Genomic DNA, 2,694 nt, shown 5'->3' with positions numbered 1-2,694 from the left:
GTCCTTCCAGCCGGAGCGCTCCCTGGACGACGTCCACGCGGCGCTGTCCCGGCTGCTGCAGGGGCGGGTCAGCGGCCGCTGACCCGCATCACCCCAGCGCACACGAAGGCGCCGGTCCGCTGTGGCCTGTGGATCAGTTGAGGTGGATCAGGCTGCGAGGGTCTCGTCTCGTTCGACGAGGAGGCCGTTCTCGAATCGGGCGCCGGCTCGGACGAGGGCGACGAGGTGCGGTGCGGTGACCGCTCGCCAGCGGGCATGGGCGGACTCCACGAGTTTGAAGACCATCCCGAGGGCCGCGGCCGGGCTGTCGGCGCCGCGAGTGACCTTGGTCCGAAGCTTCACGGTGGAGAAGGTTGAACCTTCCCCAAGGCCGGGTAGTTAGCGGACTTTCGCTGGTTTCAAGGGGGTTGGGGGAGCGCTTGGAGGGACCAAAGCAACGGAGCCCTCGTTGTCCTGCTTGTCGTCCAAGACAGCAGGCAGGAGAGCTCCGTTGTCCCCGTATTCTGCACCATCGATTCCGGATCGAGCTCCAGATGGGCTGATCGCCTCGTCACGAGGCCGGTATGCGCCCGCGCACCTCGGTGAGTTGGGTGCACTGCTCCCGCCGGAGTTGGTCGAAGCGGTGCTGGACGAGCACGGGGGCCGCCCAGGCCGCCCCTCCCGGATTCGTGATCTTCCTTCACGCTGCGGGGTGTACTTCGTCCTCGCGATGTGCTTGTTCCCCGAGGTCGGTTACGGCCTCGTGTGGCGCAAACTCGCCGCCGCCTGGCCCTCGTTGCCTCTGGTGGATCCGACGTCGAAGGCCCTGCGCGATCTACGCAGACGCATCGGCGTCGCCCCGATGCAGGCCTTGTGCACGGTGGTCGCGGGAGCCATCGGACAGCCGACCACCCCAGGGGTACGCCACGGCCGGTACCGCACCGTGTCCTTCGACGGCTGCTCCGCCATCAGACTCCCCGCCAGCCTGGCGAACCGCGCCGCCTACGGCCGACACGGCGGCTGGCCGATGCTGCGGCTCATGACCTTGGTCGAGACCGGCACCCGAGCCCTGATCGGCTCTGTCTTCGGTCCGTCCGGCGAAGGCGAGGCGGCCTACGCCCGCCAGCTACTACACCTGCTGAGGCCGGACATGCTCGTGCTGTAGGACAAGGGCTTCGACGGCAACGACTTCCTCGCCGAGACCTGCGCCACCGGCGCGAAGGTGCTGGGACGGCTGAAGTCCAACCGGATCACCCCGGTCCTCGCCCGCCTGGACGACGGCTCCTACCTCTCGCGCATCGGGAACGTGACCGTCCGTGTCATCGACGCCCAGATCATCGTGACCTGCGCCGACAAGACCACCTTCACCGGCTCCTACCGACTCGTCACCACGCTCACCGACCCCCGACGCCACCCCGCCCGAGCCCTCGTGGCCCTCGACCACGAACGCTGGGAACACGAATCCGCGTACTACGCACTGCGGCACACCATGATGAACAGCCGCGTCCTGCGCTCGAAGGATCCAGCCGGCGTCGAACAGGAGATGTGGGCCACCCTCACTCTCTACCAGCTCCTGCGCACCGCCATGGTCGACGCCGTCGAGACCCGCCCGGGCACCGACCCCGACCGGGCCGGTTTTACGGTCGCCCTCCAGGCCGCCCGCGACCAACTCATCCTTGCCACCCCCGCCACCGGAGAACTCGGACCGGCCACCGAGATCGGCCGCCGGGTCCTCGACGCCCTGCTCCCGGCCCGCCGTCCACGCGTCAGCACCCGCAAGGTCAAATCCACCACCGTCCGCTACGCGGAGCGCCTCAACGACGGCCGCCCCGACCGCTCCACCCACATCACCGGACTCACCACCAAGGTCCTGCAGCCTCCCGAACACAGCGAGTACCCCGATACCACCACGGACGAGCGCACCCTGCCCAGGACATCACCCGAGCGCCGCAGCGAGAAGATCATCACCTTCCTGCGCTCCGAACCCGACCGCGCCTGGAGCGCCAAGGAACTTTCCCGCCGCCTCGGCGACATCACCGTCCAGTCCATTTATCGCCAGCACAGTCGCCTGGCCGACCGCGGTCTCATCATCAAAACCGGCCCCGCCGCCTACACCATCCCAACCCCCTTGACACCAGCGGAAATCCGCTAACTACCCGGCCTTGGGGAAGGTTCACCGCTAACTCCCACGCCTGTTCGGCGCGTTCCTTGGTCGGACACAGGACCGAAGTCGTCGCAATACCTCACCCATACTCCCAGCCGTCGTCCCTCGCCCTGCCACGCCTCGTGCAGTCTGCCTTCAAGCGTGAACTAAATGAACGGAAGGGTGACCGCCCTCACAGGGGCACGGGATAGTCACCGCAATGCGGCAGCGAGCGGAAGCGGGACATTCGGTTCCAGCCATCGCGGCCGCCGGACGAACCGCACCCCCGATCCCCATCCCCGGACGTGAGCCGCACGCCGGTGATGCCGACAAAGACGTCAAGGAGGGCAGCCGTGGCCGCCGCAAGCACCCCGAATTCGGGTACATCACCCCACTCGAAACCCGAGCCAGGCTGCAGCAAGACTTCACCCCCGCAGCGTAAGCATCCTCTGTCCAAGATCAGGGGGGGAACTTCACACCTCTACCTCGCCGTGATCGCGGCGGTCGTGCTCGGTATCGCCGTGGGTCTGATCTGGCCCGACGCCGGCGTCGAGCTCAAGCCGCTCGGTACG

At 67.6% G+C, this 2,694-nt stretch carries 1 protein-coding gene and 4 pseudogenes; 4 read left to right on the top strand and 1 reads right to left on the bottom strand.

Going from position 1 to position 2,694, the window contains the following annotated elements; all coding sequences use genetic code 11:
* Window positions 1–82 (top strand): annotated as a pseudogene (locus tag ABZZ74_RS53525) (TetR/AcrR family transcriptional regulator); the annotation flags it as partial.
* Between the two features lie 65 nt (window positions 83–147).
* Here the strand turns inward: ABZZ74_RS53525 and ABZZ74_RS53520 are convergent.
* Window positions 148–357 (bottom strand): annotated as a pseudogene (locus ABZZ74_RS53520) (IS256 family transposase); the annotation flags it as partial.
* A 91-nt stretch (window positions 358–448) separates the two neighbouring features.
* Here ABZZ74_RS53520 and ABZZ74_RS53515 point away from each other — a divergent pair.
* The 3 genes and pseudogenes from ABZZ74_RS53515 to ABZZ74_RS53505 all read left to right on the top strand — a co-directional run.
* Window positions 449–1,144, top strand: a complete 696-nt coding sequence (locus ABZZ74_RS53515) for a transposase domain-containing protein (RefSeq protein WP_356951356.1) — start codon at window positions 449–451, stop codon at window positions 1,142–1,144.
* A 12-nt stretch (window positions 1,145–1,156) separates the two neighbouring features.
* Window positions 1,157–2,131: pseudogene (locus ABZZ74_RS53510) on the top strand (IS4 family transposase); the annotation flags it as partial.
* Window positions 2,132–2,475: 344 nt separating this feature from the next.
* Window positions 2,476–2,694 (top strand): annotated as a pseudogene (locus ABZZ74_RS53505) (C4-dicarboxylate transporter DctA); the annotation flags it as partial.

The organism is Streptomyces sp. NPDC006476 (assembly GCF_040612015.1).
In the GTDB taxonomy this organism is placed as follows: Bacteria; Actinomycetota; Actinomycetes; order Streptomycetales; family Streptomycetaceae; genus Streptomyces; species Streptomyces griseorubiginosus_B.
This window is presented reverse-complemented; position numbering and strand designations above follow the sequence as displayed.